Origin of the sequence: Streptacidiphilus sp. ASG 303 (assembly GCF_020991365.1) — a bacterium.
In the GTDB taxonomy this organism is placed as follows: domain Bacteria; phylum Actinomycetota; class Actinomycetes; order Streptomycetales; family Streptomycetaceae; genus Peterkaempfera.
Genome location: NZ_JAJLRA010000006.1, coordinates 147609 through 169040, shown reverse-complemented (window position 1 = coordinate 169040; position 21432 = coordinate 147609). Strand labels below are relative to the sequence as shown.

The following is a 21432-nucleotide window of genomic DNA, read 5'->3' as shown; positions in this document are numbered from 1 at the left end:
CACGTGCGCGGGAGTGCTCGGGGGTGGGACGTCCTGCGCCTCCTCCGCGGTTCCCTTTTCGCCCGCAATGCACCCGATGGGTGGATATCGAGCATAAGGGGGGCGGCAGCGGAACGGCCGCCGACACGGCTGCCGGAGCAGTCGTGTCGGCAGCCGTCGCGGCCGTGCCGCGGGTCCCGGACCGGCCGGGGCCCGGATCAGCCGAGGAGGGTGTAGGAGCCGAAGCTGCCGGTGCCCATCTGGATCTTGGCGCCGAAGTACCCGTTGCCCTTGCCCGGGTACAGGTACAGGTATCCGCTGGTGAAGCGGATCAGCAGGTCGGCGTGGCCGTCGTTGTTGACGTCGCCCACCGCGGCCAGCGCGTTGGCGGACTTGAAGCCGCTGCTGCTCAGGGTCCTGCGGGCGCCGAACTTGCCGTTGCCGGCACCCGGCCACAGGTAGAGCGCGCCGGCGGAGGTGCGGCCCACCAGGTCGGCCTTCCCGTCGCCGGTGAAGTCGCCGTGGCCCACCAGCTGGCTCAGGCCCTGCAGGCCGGAGCCGACCTGGAAGCGGGAGCCGAAGGAGCCGTTGCCCTTGCCCGGGTACACCCAGACCTTGCCCGCGCTGTCGACGGTGAGCAGGTCCGGCAGGTAGTCGCCGGTCAGGTCGCCGGGCGTGACGATCTGGCGCACCGTGCCCCAGCCGGTGGCGAGCCTGGCCACGGTCCAGTCGCTGCCCGTCCAGTACTCGCGGTACAGGGAGCCGTTGGTGCCGCGCTCGATCAGGTCGTTGACGCCGTCCCGGTCGAGGTCGGTCTGCAGGACCTTGTTGAAGCTGTTCCAGCCGGTGCCCGTGGAGGCCCGGTAGCGCATCGTGGCGCCCTCGTAGACGTAGCCCTGGCCGCTGGAGGTGCGCACCAGCAGGTCGGCCTTGCCGTCGCCCGTGAAGTCGGTGTCGGTGATGCGCTCCAGCGCGGTGGCGGTGTAGGCGCTCAGCTTGGTGAAGACGCTGTACCCGCCCTTCTCCACGCAGTCCGGCGCGCCCCAGGAGACGATGCCGGCGATGCGGCCGTTGACCACCAGCGGACCGCCGGAGTCGCCGTGGCAGCTGCTGAGCGTGCCGGCGGTGGTGCCGCTGGCCGGCTTGCCCGCGCAGAACATCTTGCCCGCCGCGAAGTAGCCCTTGGTGTCCGGCAGGCTGTTCATGGCGGTGGCGCAGGCCGAGTCGGAGACGACCGGCAGGGTCGCCCGGCGCAGCTGCGGCGACAGGTCGGCGTTGGGGTCGTCGGCGCCCGTCGTCAGACCCCAGCCGTAGACGGTGCCCGTGGTGCCGGGCGCGTACGAGGCGGTGTCGCCGGCGGCGACCAGCTTGGTGGTCGGCATCCGGACCGGCTGGTCCAGGGTGAGGACCGCAACGTCGTTGCCGAGGTCGTCCTGGGTGTTGCCGTGGAAGGACGGGTGGCTCCACTGCCGCCACACGCCCACCGGGGTGGCGTTCGGGTCGGCGAGGGTGGAGGTGCCGTAGAACACGAGGCCGTTCGACTTCCAGTCGAGGCCGGCGACGCAGTGGGCGGCGGTGAGCACCTTGTCCGGCGCGACGAGCGTGCCGCCGCAGAACATCGCGGTGCCGTCGTCGAGCAGGTACCACAGCTGCACCATGGAGGGAGCGCTGCCGATGGAGATCGGGGTGCCGCCGATGATGCGGCTGATGCCCCCCGTCGGCAGCTTCGGGGCACCGGGGCGGCCGCTGCCGACGACGCCCTTGCGGGCGGCGGCGCGGAGGCGCGCGGCGAGCGAGGAGCCGTCGGTGCGGCTCTGCCCGGCCTTGGCCGGGGTTCCGAGGGTCCCCGTGGTGGACGCGTCCGCCGGGAGGGTGGTCCCGGCCCACGCGTCGCTGACGGCGGCAACGCCGCCGGTCGCCAGCGTCGTCGCGAGGGCGACGGTGGCGAGTCTGTTCCGGCGGGTCCGGCGCATGCCGGACCCGCGCTGAGCAGGATTCACTGATTCTCCTGTGGGAGAGAGGCGACGCCCTCCCCCTGAGGGCGTCCGCACGGATCAGTCGGCAGGCTGCCGATCGAAGGTTCGATCACGGCACTCACGTCCGACAGGCAGATGCTAGTGGTGCGTGGACGGACCATGGTCAACAGGCGGGCGGACTGTGACAGAATCCGGAAGTTTTCCGGGAACCTTCTCCCCCAAAAGCACACGACCGCGCCCCCGCCCGGTGGTTCCGGGCGGGGGCGCGGTCGCGCGGGGGCGGGGTCAGCCGAGGATGGCGGCGGAGCCGAAGCTGCCAGTGCCCATCTGGACCTTGGCGCCGAAGGTGCCGTTGCCGTTGCCCGGGTACAGGTAGAGGGAGCCGGTGGTGAAGCGGATCAGCAGGTCGGCCTTGCCGTCGCCGTTCACGTCGCCCACCGCGGCCAGCGCGTTGGCCGAGGCGAAGCCGCTGGTGCTCAGGGTCCTGCGGGCACCGAACTTGCCGCCGCCCGCGCCCGGGTACAGGTAGAGCGCGCCGGCGGAGGTGCGGCCCACCAGGTCGGGCCTGCCGTCGCCGGTGAAGTCGCCGTGGCCCACCAGCTGGCTCAGGCCCTGCAGGCCGGAGCCGACCTGGAAGCGGGAGCCGAAGGAGCCCGTCCCCTTGCCCGGGTACACCCAGACCGCGCCCGCGCTGTCCACGCTCAGCAGGTCGGGGTTGCCGTCACCGGTCAGGTCGCCGGGCGCCACGATCTGGCGCACCGTGCCCCAGCCGGAGGCGAGCTTGGTGTTGACCCACGCGTAGCTGTACAGGTCGTAGTGGCGCCAGTAGAGGCTGCCGTCGCTGGACTTGCGCATGACCAGGTCGGTGGCGCCGTCCCGGTCGAGATCGGTCTGGACGACCTTGTTGTAGTACTGCCAGCCGGTGCCGGCGGACCACCGGTACTTCATGGTCGCGCCGAGGTAGGCGTAGGACTGGCCGGTCGTCGAGGAGGTGCGGACCAGCAGGTCGGCCTTGCCGTCGCGGCTCCAGTCGTTCTGCTTCGGGGCGTCGGCGGCGGTGATCTGGGCCTGCGCGTCCGTCGCGTAGGTGGCCACCTTGGTGTACACGTCGTAGCCGCCCGCGGTGATGCAGTCGCCCGAGCCCCAGGAGACGATGCCCGCGATCCGGCCGTTGACCATCAGCGGGCCGCCGGAGTCGCCGTGGCAGCTCGCCACCGTGGTGGTCTCGCTGCCGGTGCCCGGCTTTCCGGCGCAGAACATCTTCCCCGGGACGAGGTAGGACTCCACGGCCGGCGTGGTCGGGTCGTCCGTGATCTTGTCCATCGCGGGCTTGCAGGTGCTGTCGTCGACGAGCGGCAGGTCGGCCTTGCGCAGGTCGGCCGAGATGCCCCCGGACGACGACGAGGTGGTCTGGCCCCAGCCGTAGACGGTGCCGGTGTTGGTCGTGGCGTAGGACGCGGTGTCGCCGGCGTCGACGAGCTTGGCGGTCGTGTACGGCAGCGGGGTGTCCAGGGTGAGGACGGCGATGTCGTTCTGCAGGGTGTCCATGCTGAAGGACGGGTGCTGCCACTGCTTCCAGACGCGCACGGCCTTGCCGTTGGTGCCGTTCCACTGCGCGGCGGTGCCGCCGACGACCACGCCGTTGTCGTGCCAGTCGAGGCCGTCGACGCAGTGGGCGGCGGTGAGGACCTTGGTGGGCGCCACCAGGGTGCCGCCGCAGAACCAGCCGTCGCCGGTGGACGCGTCGTAGTACCAGAGCTGGACCATCCACGGGGCGGTCGTGATGGTCGTGGAGGTGCCGCCGATGATGCGGGGGCTGAAACCGGTCGACCCCGGCGAGGGGGAGCCGGAGGGGCTCGCGGTCGGCGAGGGGAGGCCCTTGACCTTCCCGTGGTGGAGGGCCTTCATGACGCGCTCGCCGAGGTAGGACACGGGGCGCTGGGGGGCCGCGGCCGCATGGGCGACGGGTCGCCCGGTGGCGGCGTCCGAACCGGCCCAGGCCTGGGACGCGGCGAAGGCGCCGCCGCCCGCCAGGACCGTGGCGAGGGCGATGGCGGGGAGCTTGTGCCGGCGTATCCGGTGCTTCCCGGACGCGCGCTGAGCAGGGTTCACTCGGTCTCCCGGTGCAGAAGAGAGGCGCCCGTCGCAGGGGGCGCCAGAAGACGTGTGCCGGTGGGCGGCCCTGCGGGCGGCGCTCACTTCCGACGCGGTGATGCTAGTGGCATCCAAACCTGCCGTGACCGATGGGGTCGGTGTTGTGACAGACCCAAGACGTTCGCCGACCGGTTGCGAACGGTTACGACCGGATCGTCCGGTTGCGGCACGGCCGGCCCGCGGCACGGCCGGCCCGCGGCACGGCCGGCCGGTCCGGCGGCCTGCCGGTCCGACGCCCCCGGTCAGGCACGGCCCGTCCGGCGTCCGGCGCCCCCGTCGGCCGCACCCCGTCCGGGCGCGGCCCGCACACGCCGGAGCCCCCGGACCGCGGGTGCGGTCCGGGGGCTCCGGGGGGCGGCGGCGGGCGTCAGTCGGACGAGCCCGGCGTCGTCTTGGCGATCTGCATCAGGAACTCGCCGTTGCTGCCGGTCTTCTTCATCCGGTCCAGCAGCAGCTCGATGGCCTGCTGCTGGTCCAGCGCGTGGAGCACCCGGCGCAGCTTCCAGACGATGGCCAGCTCCTCGCTGCCCAGCAGGATCTCCTCCTTGCGGGTCGAGGACGCGTCGACGTCCACGGCCGGGAAGATCCGCTTGTCCGAGAGCTTGCGGTCGAGCTTGAGCTCCATGTTGCCGGTGCCCTTGAACTCCTCGAAGACCACCTCGTCGGCCCGGGAGCCGGTCTCCACCAGGGCGGTGGCGAGGATGGTCAGCGAGCCGCCGTTCTCGATGTTGCGCGCGGCGCCGAAGAACTTCTTCGGCGGGTAGAGCGCGGTCGAGTCGACACCGCCGGACAGGATGCGGCCGGAGGCCGGCGCCGCCAGGTTGTAGGCGCGGCCCAGGCGGGTGATGGAGTCCAGCAGGATCACCACGTCGTGGCCCAGCTCCACCAGGCGCTTGGCGCGCTCGATGGCGAGCTCGGCGACGACGGTGTGGTCCTCGGCGGGCCGGTCGAAGGTCGAGGAGATGACCTCGCCCTTCACCGACCGCTGCATGTCGGTGACCTCCTCCGGACGCTCGTCGACCAGGACGACCATCAGGTGGCACTCGGGGTTGTTGCGGGTGATCGCGTTGGCGATCGCCTGCATGATCATCGTCTTGCCGGTCTTCGGCGGGGCGACGATCAGGCCGCGCTGGCCCTTGCCGATGGGGGCGACCAGGTCGATGATCCGGGTGGTCAGCACGCCCGGGTCGGTCTCCAGGCGCAGCCGCTCCTGCGGGTACAGCGGGGTGAGCTTGCCGAACTCGGGGCGGCTGCGGCCGGCCTCCGGGTCCATGCCGTTCACCGAGTCCAGGCGCACCAGCGCGTTGAACTTCTCGCGGCGCTCGCCGTCACGCGGCTGGCGGACCGCACCGGTGATCGCGTCGCCCTTGCGCAGGCCGTTCTTGCGGACCTGGGCCAGGGAGACGTACACGTCGTTCGGGCCGGGCAGGTAGCCGGAGGTCCGCACGAACGCGTAGTTGTCCAGGATGTCCAGGATGCCGGCGACCGGGATCAGGACGTCGTCCTCGCCGATCTGCGGCTCGTTCGCGCCCTCGAAGCCGTCGCGGCGGCCGCCCCGGCGGTTGCGGTCGCGGTAGCGGCCGCGGCGGCCCCGGCGGCCGCCCTCGAAGTCGTCGTCGTCCTGCTGGTCGCGCTGCTGGTCGCGGCGCTGGTCGCGGCCCTGGTCCCGCTGCTGGTCGCGGCCCTGGTCCCGCTGCTGGTCCCGCTGCTGGTCACGGCCCTGGCCGCCCTGCTGGCCGCCGTCCTGGCGGGTCTCCTGGCGGTCCCGGTCGCGGTCCCGGCGGTTGCGCCGGTCGCGGCGGGTCTCGCGGTCGCCCTGGCCGTCGGGGCCGCCCTGGCCGTCGCCCGCCTCCTGGCGCTCGGGGCGGTCGCCCCGGTCGCGGCGGTCGCGGCGCTCGCGGCGGCCCTCGCCGCCCTGGCGGCCGTCCTCGGCGGGACGCTCCCGGGTCTCGGTGGCCACCGCGGCGGCCGGCTCGGCGCGCTCGGCGACGGCCTCCTGCACGGCCTCGGCATCCGCGCCGGGGGCGCCGGCGGCCGAGGTCGCCCGGCGGCGCGGCCGCTCGGCACGGGCCGGGGCCGCGGTCTCGGCCGCGGCGGTCTCGCCCGCGACCTGGCCGGGGATCTCGATCTGCTGCGCGGGCTCCGCCTCGACGGCGCGGGCGCGGGTGCGCCGGGCCGGCTTCTCGGCGGGGGCCTCGGCGGTGGCGGCGGCCTTGGCCTGGGCGGCGGAGCGCTTCGCGGCCGGGGCGGCCGGGGCCTCCCCGCCGGCGAGCAGCGGGTCGCCGCCGTTCTTCTCCTTGATGGCGTCGATGAGCTGGCTCTTGCGCATGCGCCCGGTGCCGCTGATGCCGAGGCCGGAGGCGAGCTGCTGGAGCTCGGCCAGGACCAGGCCGTTCAGGCCGGAGCCCGTGGTCCTGCGACGCTTGGGCGCGGGGGCGGCAGCTGCCGCGTCCGGCGCATCGGCGTCCGGGCGCGCGCCCATCAGATCGGTGGTGTCGCTCACGAAGGGTCCTTCCCTGGAGCGGACGTCGGCCTGTCTGGCTCGGCGACCGGTTGTGCTGTCCGTCCTGCGTGGTGTGCAGGTCCGGGGCGGTGTTCCGCCGGGTGGCGGTTGAAGGTGGTGGTGGCTGCGGTGCGCCAGCGCGGTCCGGCCGGACGCGTCGGCCCCGCGCCGCCGTGCCGCTCTGGATTCCGGGCCCCCGTCGCGCGGCGGTGTCCCCGACACCCCCGGGCGCGGCCTCAGGTGGAGGCCGGCGGCTGCGGGCGTCCCCTAGAGCGTGTGGGGCCGGGCACCGTCACGGCTTCGGGACGCGGCCGTACACGCGCAGGCAGGCTGCGTACGCGGTGAGGCAGGCTCCCGGAGAATCGTGGTCCCGGGCTTCCGGTGTACCCCGTCGTGACGGGGGGCCGGGATCGGGACGCTCGGCACCGGTCCCCGGAGGGGTCCTGGTGCACGCATGAGATTAACACTACTGGACCCAACAAACATTCCCCTACCCCGTGTGCGCCAATCGTGTCCCGCGACATCGCCGCCCCCTCCCCGCGGGCGGCCGTCAGACCTCCAGCGGCAGTACCGCCGCGCCGTCCCGGTCGAGCTCCAGGCGGTGCGCGGCCCACTCCGGGCCGGCGGAGCGGACCAGCTTGTCGGCGGCACCGTCGTCGGTGAGCGCCAGCACGGTCGGCCCCGCGCCGGAGACGACCGCCGCGACGCCCTCCGCCCGCAGGGCGGCGACCAGCGCGGCGCTCTCCGGCATGGCGGAGGAGCGGTAGTCCTGGTGGATGCGGTCCTCGGTGGCCGGCAGCAGCAGTCCGGGACGCCGGGTGAGCGCCTCCACGAGCAGCGCGGCACGGCCGGCGTTGACGGCGGCGTCGGCGTGCGGGACGGTCCGCGGCAGCAGGCCGCGCGCCGTCTCGGTGAGCAGCGGCGTCGCCGGGACGAAGACGACCGGCACCACGTCGGCCGAGGGCTCCAGCCGGACCGCGCGGGCGGCGTCCTCGTCCGTCCAGGCCACGGTGAAGCCGCCGAGGAGGCAGGCGGCGACGTTGTCCGGGTGCCCCTCCAGCTCGGAGGCGAGCGCCAGCAGGCCGGCGTCGTCGAGGACCGACGGGCCGCCGATGGTCACCGCGCGCGCGGCGACGATGCCGGCGCAGATGGCGGCGGAGGAGGAGCCGAGGCCGCGGCCGTGGGGTATGCGGTTGGCGCAGACCACCTCCAGGCCGCGGGGCTGGCCGCCGAGCACGTCGAAGGCCGCGCGCAGCGAGCGCACCACCAGGTGGCGCTCGTCCCGGGCGAGCGTGTCGGCGCCCTCGCCCGCTATGTCCACGTGGAGGCCGGAGTCGGCGACCCGGACCACGACGTCGTCGTACAGCCCCAGGGCGAGTCCGAAGGCGTCGAAGCCGGGGCCGAGGTTGGCGCTGGTCGCGGGGACCCGCACCCGGACGGCTGCGGCTCGGAACGCGGGACCGGCCATGCGGTGGACTCTCCTGGTGCTCGGTGGGTGCTGGACTGCCCGCGGGGGGCCGGCTGCCGCTCGCGCGGGGCGGGCCCGGCGTCCGCGGGCCCGGTCGGGACCCGGCACTGCGCGGGTCCGGACGGTGCCGGGCGCCGGCCCGGACGCCGCGCGCCGTCCGGACGGGGCGGCACGCGCCGGTGCCGGGGCGCGGACGGCATGGACCGGCGGACTGTGCCACCGGCGCTTCCCAGGGTAGCGAAGAGGGCTTCCGGTGCGGTACACCCTGCGGCGCCCCGGTCCGCCGTGTTGCCCGGCCGGTCCGGTGGACCGGCCGGTTGCGCCGGGCCGGCCGGGCCGCCCGCGTCCCGGTGCGGGGCGGGCGGCCCGGCCGGGGGTCAGCCGGCCAGGCCCAGCCGCTGCGCGGCGGCGTCGGCGTCGACGGGCACGACCACGGGCTGCGGCGCGCCCATGACGGCCCAGTCGGGGTCCTTGAGGCCGTTGCCGGTGACGGTGCAGACGATCCGCTGGCCCGGGTCGACCAGGCCGCGCTCGGCGGCCTGCAGCAGGCCGGCCACCGAGGCGGCGGAGGCCGGCTCCACGAAGACGCCCTCACGGGAGGCCAGCAGCCGGTAGGCGGCGAGGATCTGACGGTCGGTCACCTTGTCGATGAGCCCGCCGGACTCGTCCCGGGCGGCCAGGGCGAAGTCCCAGGACGCCGGGTTGCCGATCCGGATCGCGGTGGCGACGGTCTGCGGCCTCAGCACGGGGGCGCCGTCGACGATGGGCGCGGAGCCCGCGGCCTGGAAGCCCCACATCCGCGGCCGGCGGGCGGCCATGCCGTCCGCCGCGTACTCGGTGTAGCCCTTCCAGTAGGCCGTGATGTTGCCCGCGTTGCCGACCGGGAGGACGTGCACGTCCGGGGCGTCGCCGAGCGCGTCGACGATCTCGAAGGCGGCGGTCTTCTGCCCCTCGATGCGGACCGGGTTCACCGAGTTCACCAGGGCGACCGGGTACCTGTCCGACAGGCCGCGGGCGAGGGTGAGGCAGTCGTCGAAGTTGCCGTCCACCTGCAGGATGCGGGCGCCGTGCACCAGCGCCTGGCCCATCTTGCCCAGCGCGATCTTGCCCTGCGGGACGAGCACCGCGCAGACCAGGCCGGCCCGCACCGCGTAGGCGGCGGCGGAGGCGGAGGTGTTGCCGGTGGAGGCGCAGATGACGGCCTGCGCGCCCTCCTCCTTGGCCCGCGAGATCGCCATGGTCATCCCCCGGTCCTTGAAGGAGCCGGTCGGGTTGGCGCCCTCGACCTTGAGGTACACGTCGCAGCCGGTGCGCTCGGAGAGGAGCTGCGCCGGGACGAGGGGGGTGCCGCCCTCCAGGAGGCTGACCACCGGGGTGGCGTCCGTGACCGGCAGGCGGTCGCGGTACTCCTCGATGAGGCCGCGCCACTGGTGGGTGTGGCGCCGGGGGCTGTCGACGACGGCGTTCATGCTGCTCTCCTACTCCCCTTCGACCCGCATGGTGCTGGCCACGTCGCGCACGCTGTCCAGCGCGCGGAGCTTGTCGACCGTCGCCGACAGGGCGGCGTCGGTGGCGCGGTGGGTCACCACCACGAGCGAGGCGTCGCCGTCGCGGCCCTGCTGGCGGACGGTGTCGATGGAGACGCCGTGCTCGGCGAAGACGGTGGCGACCTGGGCGAGCACGCCCGCGCGGTCGGCGACGTCCAGGCTGACGTGGTAGCGGGTGACGACGTCGTCCATCGGGCGGGCCGGCAGCTCCGTGTACGCGGACTCGCCCGGGCCGGTGGCCTCGGCGACCTTGTTGCGGCAGACGGCGACCAGGTCGCCCAGGACGGCGCTGGCGGTCGGGGAGCCGCCGGCGCCCGGGCCGTAGAACATCAGCCGGCCGGCCGCCTCGGCCTCGACGAAGACCGCGTTGTACGCCTCGCGGACCGAGGCCAGCGGGTGGCTGAGCGGGATCATCGCGGGGTGGACGCGGGCCGTGACCGCGCGGCCGTCGCGGGAGCGCTCGCAGATGGCGAGCAGCTTGACGACGCAGCCCATCTGCCGGGCGCTGCGGATGTCGGCGGCGGTGACCTCGGTGATGCCCTCGCGGTAGACGTCGGCGGCGGTGACCCGGGTGTGGAAGGCGATGCCGGCCAGGATGGCGGCCTTGGCGGCGGCGTCGAAGCCCTCCACGTCGGCGGTGGGGTCGGCCTCGGCGTAGCCGAGCGCGGTGGCCTCCTCCAGCGCCTCGGAGTAGCCGGCGCCGGTGGAGTCCATCTTGTCGAGGATGAAGTTGGTGGTGCCGTTGACGATGCCGAGCACCCGGTTGACCTTGTCCCCGGCCAGCGACTCGCGCAGCGGGCGGATCAGCGGGATGGCGCCGGCCACCGCGGCCTCGTAGTAGAGGTCGGCCCCGGCGGCGGAGGCGGCGGCGTGCAGGGCCGCGCCGTCCTGGGCGAGGAGCGCCTTGTTGGCGGAGACGACGGAGGCGCCGTGCTCGAAGGCGGAGAGGATGAGGCCGCGGGCGGGCTCGATGCCGCCGATGACCTCGACCACGACGTCGACGTCGTCGCGTTTGACCAGCTCGGCGGCGTCGGTGGTGACGAGGTGCCCGGGCACGCCGGGGCGCGGGCGGCCGGCCCGGCGCACGGCGACGCCGGCGAGCTCCACCGGCGCGCCGACGCGTGCGGCGAGGTCGGCGGCGTGCGTCGTCATGATGCGGGCGACCTCGGAGCCCACCACTCCACAGCCCAGCAGCGCCACCTTCAGCGGCCGCGTACGCATCATCCGACTCCGCTCTCGTCGTCCGTCGCCGAGTGGCCCCCGCAGGGCCCTCCGCCCCAGTTTCGTGGAGTTCCGGGACGGATCTCCGCCCGTTCCACGATCTGAGACCAGGATTTCGTCAGCCGATATCGAGACGCAGGAGATCCTCCTCCGTCTCGCGGCGCACGACCGCGCGGGCGTGCCCCGCCTGCACCGCCACCACCGGCGGGCGCAGCGCGTGGTTGTAGTTGCTCGCCATGGACCGGCAGTAGGCGCCGGTCGCCGGGACCGCGATCAGGTCGCCCGGGGCCAGGTCGGCGGGGAGGAAGGCGTCGCGGACCACGATGTCGCCGGACTCGCAGTGCTTGCCCACCACGCGGGCCAGCATCGGCTCCGCGTCCGAGGTGCGGGAGACCAGCGCCACGGAGTACTCGGCGTCGTACAGGGCGGTGCGGATGTTGTCCGACATGCCGCCGTCCACGCTGACGTAGGTGCGCAGGCCCTCCAGCGGCTTGACCGTGCCCACCTCGTACAGGGTGAAGGTCGTCGGACCGGCGATCGCGCGGCCCGGCTCCACCGACAGCCGCGGCACCCGCAGCCCGGCCGCCTCGCACTCGCGGCGCACGATCGCGGCGAGCGAGCGGGCGATGTCCGCGGGCTCGGCCGGGTCGTCGTCGCTGGTGTAGGCGATGCCGAGGCCGCCGCCGAGGTCGATCTCCGGCAGCTCCACGCCGTGCTCGTCGCGGATCTCGCTCAGCAGGCCCACCACGCGGCGGGCGGCGACCTCGAAGCCCGCGGTGTCGAAGATCTGCGAGCCGATGTGGGAGTGGATGCCGGCCAGCTCCAGGCTGTCCAGCTTCAGCACCCGCCGCACGGCCTCGGCCGCGGCGCCGCCGGCCAGCGAGAGGCCGAACTTCTGGTCCTCGTGGGCGGTGGCGATGAACTCGTGGGTGTGCGCCTCGACGCCGACGGTGACGCGGACCAGCACCTTCTGCCGGACGCCCTGCTCGTCGGCGACGAAGGCGAGGCGGGCGATCTCCTCGAAGGAGTCCACCACGACGTGGCCGACGCCGGCCGCGACGGCCTGCTCCAGCTCGTGCGCCGACTTGTTGTTGCCGTGGAAGGCGATGCGCGCGGCGGGCATCCCGGCGGAGAGCGCCACGGCCAGCTCGCCGCCGCTGCACACGTCGAGGTTGAGGCCCTCCTCGTGCAGCCAGCGGACCACCGCCCGGCACAGGAACGCCTTGCCCGCGTAGTAGACGTCGGCGTCCTCGCCGAACGCCTCCCGCCAGGCGCGGGCCCGGGCGCGGAAGTCGTCCTCGTCGAGGATGTAGGCGGGCGTGCCGAACTCCTCGGCGAGGGTCCGCACGTCGACGCCGCCGACGGTCGCGGCGCCGGACGGCCCGCGGGAGACGGTGCGCGCCCACACCTTGGGGTCGAGCGCGTTGAGGTCGGCGGGCGGGGCGCTGTAGTGGCCCTCGGGCAGGACGTCGCCGTGGCGCGGGCCCGCGGGGTGCGCGGAGCGGCTCATGGTGCTGATCTCTCCCTCTGTGCGCGGGGGCGGCGGGGTGAGGTCACCGCCGCCGCCCCCCGCACCGTCATCGCGGGCGTTCGGGTACGGCCGTCACATGCGCTCGGGGGCCGAGACGCCGAGCAGGCCGAGGCCGTTGGCGATCACCGTGCGGGTCGCCTCGGCCAGCCACAGGCGGGCGCGGGTGAGGTCGGTGGCCTCCTCGTCGCCCCGCGGCAGGATGCGGCAGTTGTCGTAGAACCGGTGGTAGGTGCCGGCCAGCTGCTCCAGGTAGCGGGCCACCCGGTGCGGCTCGCGCAGCTCGCCCGCGGAGGCGACGACGCGCGGGAACTCGCCGAGCATGCCCAGCAGGTCCGACTCCCACTGGGTGGAGAGCAGCTCCGGCCTGAAGTCGCCGGCGGCGCCCTTGTCGATGCCGAGCTGGGCGGCGTTGCGGGCGACGGAGCTCATCCGGGCGTGCGCGTACTGCACGTAGTAGACCGGGTTCTCGTTCGACTGGCTGGTGAGCACGTCGATGTCGAGGGTGAGCGTGGAGTCGGTCGAGGAGCGGGCCAGGGAGTAGCGGGCCGCGTCCACGCCGATCCAGTCGACCACGTCGTCGATGGTGATGATGTTGCCGGCCCGCTTGGACATGCGGACCTCTTCGCCGTCCTTGAGCATCTTCACGAACTGGCCGATGAGGACCTCGATGTTGTGCTCGGGGTCGTCGCCGGCGCAGGCCGCGATCGCCTTGAGGCGGCCCACGTAGCCGTGGTGGTCCGCGCCCAGCATGTAGACGTTGACCTCGTTGCCGCGGTCCCGCTTGGAGAGGTAGTACGCGGCGTCGGCGGCGAAGTAGGTGGTGTCGCCGTCGGCCTTGATCAGGACGCGGTCCTTGTCGTCGCCGAAGTCGGTGGTGCGCAGCCAGACGGCGCCGTCCCGGTCGAAGACGTGGCCCTGCTCGCGCAGCCGCTCGATGGCCGTCCCGACGGCGCCGGACTCGTGCAGCGACTTCTCGGAGAACCAGACGTCGAAGTGGGCGCCGAACTCCTCCATGGAGCGCCGGATCTCGGCGACCATCAGCTCCAGTCCCTCGGCGCGGAACACCTCCAGCTGCTCGGGCTCGGGGAGCTCCAGCACGCCGGGGTGCGCGTCGACGATCCGCTTGGCGATCTCGCCGATGTACTCGCCGACGTAGCCGTCCGCGGGGACCGGCCGGCCGTTGGCGGCCGCGAGCAGGGAGGCCCCGAACTTGGAGATCTGCACGCCGGCGTCGTTGATGTAGTACTCGGTCGTGACGTCGGCGCCGCAGGCCCGCAGGATGCGGCCGAGGGAGTCGCCGACCGCCGCCCAGCGGACGCCGCCGATGTGGATCGGGCCGGTGGGGTTGGCGGAGACGAACTCCAGGTTGACCTTGAGGCCGCGGAAGGCGTCGTTGCGCCCGTACGCCGCGCCGGCCTCGACGACCGTGCGGGCCAGGCCGCCCTGGGCGGCGGCGTCCAGGGTGATGTTGAGGAAGCCGGGGCCGGCGATGTCCACCTTCGCGACGCCCGGGACCTCGGCCAGGCGGGCGGCGACCAGCTCGGCCACCTGTCGCGGCGGCCTCCCGGCCGGCTTCGCGAGCTGGAGGGCCACGTTGGTGGCGTAGTCGCCGTGGTCCTTGTTCTTGGGCCGCTCGACGGTCACCTCGTCGGGCACGGCGACGGTCAGCCCGCCCGCCTCGACGACGGCGCGGACCGCGGACAGCACTGCCTGGGAAAGCTCTGCGGGTGTCACGGTGCAAGCCTAGGCGAGAGGGGGGTGCGGACCGCCATCGGGTTTGCGGCGTGAGACGTGCGGGGGCGCTCCCGGCGCCGGGCCGAGCGGCCGTCCCCCTGTCCGGCTTCCGGCCTTTTCCGTCGTTTCCCCATGGTCCGGGCGCTTCTGCACCCGCGGCCCCGGGGTGTCCGCCCTAGTCGGTTCGCCGAGAGCGGAACCCGCGCGCGGGGCGTGTCAGGCCGGGATGCGCCGGTCCGGGCCGGAGCGCCCCCGCGCCCCCGCCGCCCTCCCCGCGCGGCGGGAGGGCCATCAGGCCGCGCACGAGGTCCACCAGGTCGGCCGGCTCGAACGGCTTGCCGAGGTAGCCGTCCACCCCCGCCGACTCCCCGCGCTCCAGGTCGGCCGGGGTGCACGCGCTCACGATCGCTATCCGCAGGCCGCTGGTACCGGGGTCGCGGCGCAGGCGGGCCGCCGTCCGCAGGCCGTCGAGGCGGGGCATGACCACGTCGAGGGTGACCACGTCGGGGCGGACCTGCTCCACGACCTCCAGGCACTCGGCACCGTCGGCGGCGGTCACCACCTCGAACCCCTCGAGTTCGAGATTGACCCTGATCAGCTGCCGGATCACCTCGCTGTCGTCGACGACGAGGACCCGGCCGGACAAGCCCGGCACAGCACCGAGGGTAGGCGCGCCGCCCGCGGCCCGCCGGGGTTTTGGCCCACTTCGCCGCCGCCCGCACCGCCGCCCCGGCGCCGGCCCGCCACGCCCGGTGACCGCCGACGCCTCCGCGGGGCGGCCGCCGCCCGTCCCGCCCCGCGGTCCGCGGCTGCCCCCCGGGCCGCGGAACGGTGTGCACGTCCACCCCCTGCGAACTGGTAGTGTTCTTCCCGTCGCAAGAACGGGCCCCCGTAGCTCAGGGGATAGAGCAACGGCCTCCGGAGCCGTGTGCGCAGGTTCGAATCCTGCCGGGGGCACTTCGCAGGAAGTGCCGGAAGACCCCGCAAGCAGCAGAGATGCTGAGTGCGGGGTCTTCGTGCGTCCGCGGCCGGGTCCGGCGGCGACGCGGGTCCACGGGCGCGGACGGGTCCGGCGGCGGGCGGACGCGGGTCGGCCCCGCCCGGGAGGGGCGGGGCCGACCGTGGAGCGGGGCCGCTCAGGACATGCGGTGGAACTCGCCGTCGCGGGCGCCGTCGAGGAAGGCGCGCCACTCGTTGGCCTGGAAGGTCAGGACCGCGCCCTGGGGGTTCCGCGAGTCGCGGATCGAGGCGCCGCCGTCCGGCGTGGGCGCGACCTCGACGCAGGCACCGCTGCCGTTGCTGTGGCTGCTCCGGCGCCACTCCTGGCGGCCGGCGCGCTGCTGGTTGCGGTCCTGCTGGTTGCGGTCGTGCTGGTCCTGGCGGTTGGTGGTCTTCGCAGACATCGTCGTCTCCTTGCACGGGCCGGCGTCCTTCGCCGGGCCCGGCACCAGCCTGCATCCGCCCGCACACGTTCGCGAGTCGAACAGTCACTCGGAGTCATCAAGCGAGGTCCGGCCGTCCGCCCCCGTGCGGAAGGAGGGCGGACGGCCGGACCCGGGTGGCCGACTAGGACGGCCAGCCGTCCATCAGGGAGTGGACGGTGATCCTCGGCGAGGTGGGCGAAGCGAAGAAGCCCGCCCGGGTGGGCGCGGGCCTGGACGGCGTGCGCGCGGCGGCGGACCTGAGGACCGCGACGACCCGGCCCGCCAGGGCGTCGGCCTTCTGCTTGAGCACGGCGGGCGAGTCCGTGGTGCCGCGCAGGGAGGCGAGCTCGTGCTGGATCGCGGTGAGCTTGGCGCGGTCCGAGCTGGTGAGGTGCATCGCCTGCGGGGTGTCCACGATGAACTGGTAGGCGCCGGCCATCGTCTCGCAGCCCGTGCAGTGGTTGTTGACGGCCTTGCTGACGTTGCTGGCGTTCAGGTGGGTGTGGCTGCCGCCCATGGTCACGATCTGGAAGGAGAGCGCGACCGAGCGGCAGTGGTCGGAGCCGTTGCAGCCGACGGAGGAGGCGTAGGCCCGGTTGGCGATGCCGGCCCCGACGGTGTCGCCGTACTCGTGGATGGCGAAGGACGTGCGGAAGTCGCGGGTGTGCAGCCGGTTGGCGTTGCTGAGCGCGGTGTCGGCGTGGACGTGGACCTCGGGCATGGTGAGCCCGGATCCCCCCTGGGGCGCCGCGGTGGTGGCGGCCTGGGCCGGGGCGGCGGTGGCGACCGCGGCGAGCCCGGCGGTGGCGAGCAGCCCCAGGCGCAGGACCTGCTGGGCGCGCTGCTGGCGCGGCTTGCGGTGGTTGCTGTGCTTCACGGTGTGTCTCCGGTGTGCGTGGGTCGGTGGTTCAGCTGGTCGCCGGTCCGGGGGCGGGGGTGGACGGCGGCGGAGTGGAATCAGGGGGAGTCGTGGTGGGGCCGGGCGACGGGGGCGGCGTCGTGGACGGGCCGGGCGTCGTGGGCGTGGGGGCCGGCGTGGACGGCCCCGGCGTCGGGGGCGGCGTGCTCGGGCCCGGGCCCGGGGGCGGGGCGGAGGCGCTGCCGGAGGCCGAGGGCGCTGGCCGGGAGGCCGAGGCGCTCGGTGAGGCCTTCGGGGAGGCGGAGCCCCTCCTCGCCGGGATCGTGGCGCTCGCGGACGGCGACGGCGCGGCGGGCGCGGTGGGCTGCTCGACCGCGGACCGGCCGGGGCGGCGGCTGGGCGCCGGTGTGGACGGGCCGGCGCTCGGGGTGGGCCGCGGCGGCAGGTTGGGCTGCAGGGCGGGGACGATCGGCGGCCGGGGCGGCAGCGGCTTCGGGGTGAGGCCGTGGGTCCAGGCGCCGACGAGGACCGCGCCGACGCAGCCGATCCCGACGAGCAGTCCGATCCGGGCGGCGGGCCGGCCGGCGGTGCCCTTGCGGGCCGCGCCGATCAGCCGGTGGCCGACGCGGATGACGAGGTACGCGATACCGCACGTCGGGAGGATCAGCAGGACCGAGCCGACGACGCCGAGGACGGACTCGGCGACCTGGCCCTCCCGGAAGGCCGCGGCGGTGCCGGCGACCTGGTCCACGAGGGAGCGCTCCGCGGTGGAGAGGATGCGGGGCAGGTTCCACAGGGCGTACGACAGCTCGCCGACGACCAGGGGGACCATCATCAGCACCCAGGCGGTGACGATGACCCGCGAGGACTTCTTGAGGTCGGCGACGTCCCGCGGGACCGGCCTGCCCGGCACCATGCCGACGAGGATGGGCTTGATCTTGCCGAACAGGTCGGGGACGCCGGCCAGGTCGCCGAGGATGTAGTAGCCGTCCAGCCGGAGGGCCGGCATCAGCTGTTCCAGCACCTCGAAGTGGGCGAGGTAGGCGGCGGCGAGGAAGACCTGCTGGCCCGTCAGGAAGTAGCAACCGAAGAGGCCGAGGATGAAGACGACGTTGAAGTAGATGCCGCCCAGGTCGGTGCGGATGCGGCCGCCCCGGCCGAGCCGGTAGACGTCGGTGACGTCGGTGTACATGGCGGGCCAGATCAGGTACAGCCCGCAGCCGATGCAGCCGGGATGGGCCCCCCCGTAGCGGCACGCGGAGGCGTGGCCGAACTCGTGGAAGACCATCGAGGCGATGGTGAGGCCCAGCACCACCAGCAGCAGCACGGGCTGCTCCAGAGTGTGCAGCACCGGCGTCATGGCGCCGAACCAGCCGAAGAACCAGACGTCCAGGCCGACCGCGGTCAGCAGCACGGCGGCGACGGAGACCGGGCGGTGGAGCCAGGAGAGGGACCGGGAGATGCGGGCGACCCGGCGCTCGTTGAAGAGCACCTTGTGGCCCTTGAGGCTGAGCAGCAGGTCGCTGCGCGGGGCGTCGACCTCGTCGTCGTCCTGGCCGGGCGGGACGGTGATGCCGAGCGGCTGGAGCTTGTTCTCCAGCAGGTAGGCGATGTTGTCCGCGCTGACCTCGCGGCCGAACTCGGCGCTCACCCGGTGGGCGATGCGCTCGCGGTCCCGCTCGCCGTCGACGGCGCACGCGACCAGGTAGAGCAGCCGGGTGAGCTGCACGACCTGGCCGTCGCCGCGCCGGGCGATGTAGCGGGGCTCGGCGAAGCCGGAGCCGCGGTACTCGCCGTGGAGCTTCAGGCCGGCGCTGAGCCGGGGCGGCAGGGCGTCGTCGTCCTCGTCCGCGGGGCCGTCGGCCTCCGGCCCGGCCGCGTCCGGGCCGGCGGCGTACGGGTCCGCGGCGTGGTGGCCGGCGGCGTACGGGTCGAGCTGCTGCACGACGGTGGGCGCCTGGACCGTCGCGTCGTCGTAGGGGCCGGCCCCGCCCCCGGCCGCCCAGGTGCCGTACGGGTCGTACGGCACCTGGGCGGCCTGGTGGGGCCCTCCGTCGCCGGAGCGCTGCTCCTGCAGGTACTGGGCGTAGTAGACGTCCCAGTCGTAGTGCGGCGGCCCGGCGCCCTGGCTCTGCCCGTACGGCCCCGGGTCCCCGCCCGGCTCTCCGAGCGCGGTCATGCTGTCCTCCCCCTGGGCGGCCCGCTCCCCCGCGGGCCGATGTGCGCCGCGGCGGCGGGGGCGACTCGTGCCTCGCCCCCACCGCCGCGGGTGGTGCCTGTTACTGGCTGATGGAGATGGACTGGTTCGCCGCGGACTGGGCGACCGCACCCACCGAGTGGTCGTTCAGCGCCAGCGACTCGTTGGAGGCGCTCACGTGGGCGACGTGCTTGGTGACGTTCAGCGTCTTGGTGAAGCTGAAGCCGCTGAACTTGGTGAGGGCCTCGCGGCCGGGCAGCAGGTCGGCGGACTCGGCGGCCAGCTCGTCCATGTTCATGCTCATGATGGTGCTCTTCTCCTTGCGTGCCCCGCCGGCGGGCGTGCCGCCGCCGGCGGGTGGTTCCGTACGGGTCGCGGTGAGCGGTCAGGCGGCGGCCTGACCCGGCGTCACTGCTTGATGCTGATCGACTGGCCGGCGGAGGCCTGCGCCACCGCGCCCGGCGAGCACTGGTTCACGGCCTGCGAGCTGTTGGCCGCCTCCACGTGGGCGACGTGCTTGGTGACGTTGATCGCCTTGGTGAAGTTCAGGCTGAACTTGGTGAGGGCCTCGCGGCCGGGCAGCAGGTCGGCGGACTCGGCGTCGAGCTCACGCGGGTCGAGCATGGTCTTCTCCCCCTCAGGGATAGGCAGGTTTCGTTCGGAAGTGCTCAGGAACCCCCCCGAGCCTGTCCGATCCGTTCGGACGTCCTGTCCGACGAGATTGGACAGTAGTCGGGCCGGCGGCGGTGCCGCAAGCCGAATCCGTGCAGCTCTCTGCAACAGGCCTGTAACAGCGGGCGACGGCCCGGTCGTCGCGGGCGGCCCGCGGCCGGCGGCCCGGGGCGGCGCGCACGGGAGCGCGGCGGGCGGCCGTGCCGGGCCGAGCCCTAGACTGGGGCCGCCCCGAGCCCGAGCAGGAAGCGACCACCAGTGGCCAACGCGTTGCAGGAGCTGATCCGGGAACGACTGGACCGGCAGGGCTGGTCGTACGGCGAGGTGGCCCGGCGGGGCGGCATCCCCCGCTCCACGGTCCACCACCTCGCCTCCGTCGAGGAGATCCGCCGCATGCCGCAGCCGGCGACCCTGGAGGGCCTGGCGCGCGGCCTGGAGCTGCCGCTGGAGGCGGTGCGGGGGGCGGCGGCCGAGGCCTGCGGGATCCACCTGTACGCCGACGAGGTGCGCGACCCCGAGGTGGACGTGCTGATCGCCAGCCTGAAGCAGCTCTCGGCGCAGGACCGCCAGCACGTGGCGGCCCTGGTGGAGTCGCTGCTGCGCCGCGGCGGGTGACGCCGGCGGGCCGCGCCCCCGGCGGCGGCCCCTCCCGGCCCGGCCCCTCCGTGCGGGGGCCGAGTCCTCAGAATTGAGGAAGTCCGGGGCGTCGTTGGGGGAAAGCACCACGAGCCCGGGACCTGGCCGCTCCGGGCTGCCTATCGTCGCGTTGCGCCCCGGGGTCGGCGAGAGCCGCGGACCCGCCGGGCGGTGGGGGACGCATGAAGACGGAGAGGCCTCCGGCCCGGCCCCGGCTGACCGTGGTGCGCGGCGTGCGCGGCTGCCACGCCGCGGCGGTGGCCCGCCGGCCCGGCACGGACTCCGTGGTGGTGCTGCTGCCGGACGAGCCGGCCGCCGACCGGGTCGAGGTCATGGACCTCGCCGCGGCCCTGCTGACGCGCCAGGAGATGCGCCGGCTCAGGGAGTGCCTGGCGGCCATGCGCCGGGGCGAGGGCCGCCGCGAGCTGGTCGACGGCGCGCCGGTGCTGGTCTGCGGAGACGGCGCGGCCGGATAGCGGCGGCCCCCGCCGGCCCGGGGGCGGTGCGCCGCCGGCTACCGGGGGGACGCGGCCGAGGCCCGGGCGACGCCGGACGCCAGCGCGTCGGCGCCGACGAAGTCGGTGTGAGTGCCCGCGGTGGTGCAGGCCTCGGCGCCGGAGACCGCCCCGGCCAGCATGCACTCCTCCACCGGCCGGCCCGCGAGCCAGAAGTCCAGGAAGCCGGTGACGAAGGCGTCCCCGGCCCCGTTGGTGTCCACCACCGGCCGCTCGGGGACGACCACCGGGAAGTGCCGCACCTCCGCGTCGCCCCGGCCCAGCAGGAAGCTGCCCTCCGCGCCGGACATGGCGACGACGACCTGCGCCCGGCCGTCCTCCAGGATCGCGCGCATCACCTGCTCGTGGCGGCCGCGGACGCCCGCGGTCGAGAGGAAGACGAGGTCGGACTCGAGCGCGTAGTGGCGGTGGTGGGGGTTGGTCCCGTCCCAGTCGTGCAGGTCGGTGGAGCTGGTGACGCCGAGGCGGTGCACGTCCGGGTAGAGGTCCCGGTTGACGCCGGTGATGGAGAGGTGCACGTGGCCCGCCTGCTCCAGGAAGGGCAGCCAGAAGTCGCGGGGCAGCCGCAGGTCCGCCGGGTGGCGGCCGTCGTAGAAGGAGAAGCGGCGCCCGGCGGCGTCCACGAGGTTGACCGCGCGGGGTGTGCCGGTCGCGGAGACCACGTGGCTGAAGTCGAGGCCGCGCCGGGCGTACTCGGCCAGGACGAGGGCCGCCTGCGGGTCGTCGCCGAGGAAGTCGAGGAACTTCACCGACCGGCCGAGGGCGTGCAGGCCGAGGGCGACACCGTTGCCCGTGTGGGCGACGTAGTCGCGGACGGGCGGGACGAAGAGCGAGTCCGCCGCGGGGATCTCCAGCCGGTCGACGCGGACGATGGTGTCGACACCCGCACCTCCGACGACCAGGACGTCGTACCGGGACATGGTCCGCCCTCCTCTCCTTTGAGGACGCCGAGTCAAGCAGGGTCCGGCCGCTCCGGCAATCCCTTGCAGAATCTTTCCGCAAGGGATTGCCGGAGC

Annotated in this window: 17 protein-coding genes and 1 tRNA gene; 3 read left to right on the top strand and 15 right to left on the bottom strand. The window is 74.3% G+C overall.

The window, feature by feature from the left end; all coding sequences use genetic code 11:
* Positions 1-197: 197 nt before the first annotated feature.
* The 9 genes from LO771_RS11170 to LO771_RS11130 all read right to left on the bottom strand — a co-directional run bounded on the left by LO771_RS11170 (position 198) and on the right by LO771_RS11130 (position 14768).
* Positions 198-1979: a trypsin-like serine protease gene (locus LO771_RS11170; RefSeq protein WP_230650632.1), complete on the bottom strand. Its 1782-nt coding sequence runs from the start codon at positions 1977-1979 to the stop codon at positions 198-200.
* 261 nt (positions 1980-2240) lie between these two features.
* Positions 2241-4067, bottom strand: a complete 1827-nt coding sequence (locus tag LO771_RS11165) for a trypsin-like serine protease (protein WP_230650629.1) — start codon at positions 4065-4067, stop codon at positions 2241-2243.
* Positions 4068-4476: 409 nt separating this feature from the next.
* On the bottom strand, positions 4477-6612 hold the full coding sequence (gene rho, locus LO771_RS11160) for a transcription termination factor Rho (RefSeq protein WP_230650626.1): 2136 nt from the start codon (positions 6610-6612) through the stop codon (positions 4477-4479).
* A gap of 550 nt (positions 6613-7162) precedes the next feature.
* Positions 7163-8080 (bottom strand): homoserine kinase, encoded by a 918-nt coding sequence (gene thrB, locus LO771_RS11155; protein ID WP_230650624.1) that lies wholly within the window; start codon positions 8078-8080, stop codon positions 7163-7165.
* Positions 8081-8457: 377 nt separating this feature from the next.
* Complete coding sequence (gene thrC / locus LO771_RS11150; RefSeq protein ID WP_230650621.1) at positions 8458-9549, bottom strand: threonine synthase; 1092 nt, start codon at positions 9547-9549, stop codon at positions 8458-8460.
* Between the two features lie 9 nt (positions 9550-9558).
* Positions 9559-10851, bottom strand: coding sequence for a homoserine dehydrogenase (locus tag LO771_RS11145; RefSeq protein ID WP_230650619.1), 1293 nt, complete (start codon positions 10849-10851; stop codon positions 9559-9561).
* 115 nt (positions 10852-10966) lie between these two features.
* Complete coding sequence (lysA, locus tag LO771_RS11140) at positions 10967-12358, bottom strand: diaminopimelate decarboxylase (RefSeq protein ID WP_230650616.1); 1392 nt, start codon at positions 12356-12358, stop codon at positions 10967-10969.
* A 93-nt stretch (positions 12359-12451) separates the two neighbouring features.
* A complete protein-coding gene (gene argS / locus LO771_RS11135; RefSeq protein WP_230650613.1) occupies positions 12452-14113 on the bottom strand; it encodes an arginine--tRNA ligase in 1662 nt (553 codons plus the stop codon).
* A 175-nt stretch (positions 14114-14288) separates the two neighbouring features.
* A complete protein-coding gene (locus LO771_RS11130) occupies positions 14289-14768 on the bottom strand; it encodes a response regulator (RefSeq protein WP_230650611.1) in 480 nt (159 codons plus the stop codon).
* A gap of 230 nt (positions 14769-14998) precedes the next feature.
* Here LO771_RS11130 and LO771_RS11125 point away from each other — a divergent pair.
* Positions 14999-15070 (top strand) — tRNA-Arg (locus LO771_RS11125).
* 179 nt (positions 15071-15249) lie between these two features.
* Here the strand turns inward: LO771_RS11125 and LO771_RS11120 are convergent.
* From LO771_RS11120 to LO771_RS11100, 5 genes are all read right to left on the bottom strand, one after another.
* Entirely contained in the window at positions 15250-15516 is a 267-nt protein-coding gene (locus tag LO771_RS11120) for a DUF397 domain-containing protein (protein WP_230650608.1), read from the bottom strand.
* 163 nt (positions 15517-15679) lie between these two features.
* Complete coding sequence (locus LO771_RS11115) at positions 15680-16414, bottom strand: hypothetical protein (RefSeq protein ID WP_230650605.1); 735 nt, start codon at positions 16412-16414, stop codon at positions 15680-15682.
* A 31-nt stretch (positions 16415-16445) separates the two neighbouring features.
* A complete protein-coding gene (locus tag LO771_RS11110; protein WP_230650602.1) occupies positions 16446-18575 on the bottom strand; it encodes a hypothetical protein in 2130 nt (709 codons plus the stop codon).
* Between the two features lie 100 nt (positions 18576-18675).
* Positions 18676-18897, bottom strand: a complete 222-nt coding sequence (locus tag LO771_RS11105; RefSeq protein WP_230650599.1) for a hypothetical protein — start codon at positions 18895-18897, stop codon at positions 18676-18678.
* 104 nt (positions 18898-19001) lie between these two features.
* On the bottom strand, positions 19002-19217 hold the full coding sequence (locus tag LO771_RS11100; protein ID WP_230650598.1) for a hypothetical protein: 216 nt from the start codon (positions 19215-19217) through the stop codon (positions 19002-19004).
* 306 nt (positions 19218-19523) lie between these two features.
* Here LO771_RS11100 and LO771_RS11095 point away from each other — a divergent pair, with 306 nt between their 5' ends.
* Together LO771_RS11095 and LO771_RS11090 are read left to right on the top strand one after the other, a co-directional pair.
* Positions 19524-19880 (top strand): helix-turn-helix transcriptional regulator, encoded by a 357-nt coding sequence (locus LO771_RS11095; RefSeq protein WP_230650595.1) that lies wholly within the window; start codon positions 19524-19526, stop codon positions 19878-19880.
* 203 nt (positions 19881-20083) lie between these two features.
* Complete coding sequence (locus LO771_RS11090) at positions 20084-20377, top strand: hypothetical protein (protein ID WP_230650591.1); 294 nt, start codon at positions 20084-20086, stop codon at positions 20375-20377.
* A gap of 38 nt (positions 20378-20415) precedes the next feature.
* Here LO771_RS11090 and LO771_RS11085 read toward each other — a convergent pair whose 3' ends face one another.
* Positions 20416-21336, bottom strand: coding sequence for a carbohydrate kinase family protein (locus LO771_RS11085; protein ID WP_230650588.1), 921 nt, complete (start codon positions 21334-21336; stop codon positions 20416-20418).
* Positions 21337-21432 lie beyond the last annotated feature (96 nt).